The organism is Nocardia amamiensis, from assembly GCF_015477605.1.
Classification (GTDB): Bacteria; Actinomycetota; Actinomycetes; order Mycobacteriales; family Mycobacteriaceae; genus Nocardia; species Nocardia amamiensis_A.
Window position 1 is genome coordinate 1 of the sequence record NZ_JADLQX010000196.1, and the last position, 661, is coordinate 661.

At 61.7% G+C, this 661-nt stretch carries 1 pseudogene; it reads right to left on the minus strand.

The features are described 5' to 3' along the window. Positions 1 to 485, minus strand: a pseudogene (locus tag IU459_RS37455) (IS701 family transposase); the annotation flags it as partial. Positions 486 to 661 lie beyond the last annotated feature (176 nt).

Sequence of the window (661 nt, forward strand, 5' to 3'; positions counted from 1 at the left end):
CGGCGGCGCGACAGCGGTCTCGATCCGCTGTCCACGACTCGGGAACATAGAGTTCACGGTCGATCAGAGCGTGGCCGTGCTTGGACGCGTACGCCAGAAACACCCCGATCTGGCAATTCTCCGTACGACCGGCAGTGCCCGAGTATTGCCGTTGCACGCCAGCGGATTTCACACCTTTCTTCAAGAACCCGGTCTCGTCACCGGCCAGGACCGCTTCAGGATCGCCGAGGTGTTCGACCACGTAGTCACGCACATCGTCACGGACGGTGTCGACGTCCCAGTCCGCGGCACGCAGCCCGCTGCATCCCATCCGGACAGCCCTCACCAGCACGTTCCGCGAGTGTCCAGCCATTCTTGCGTTCCAGCCCCGCCACGAGCCCGCACACATACTCCCGAGCCCGCCCGCGGGGCTCGGCACGAGTGAACCGCTCCCCGATCCTCACCATCAACGAATCCAGCTCCGCCACAGCCTGATCCAACACCACGCAACAGGTCTACCAGCACCGAACCACACGAGTGCAGTTGCAGTACTAATGCTGCGTTCCTCAAAGATCATGTATCTTGTTGCTGGTCTTGGTGCTTCGGGTGTGGTTGAGGTGGATTTGCCGAAAGTGCTGGTTGCGCGTCCTGCACGAGATGCTCTGGAGGAGCGCAAGATTCG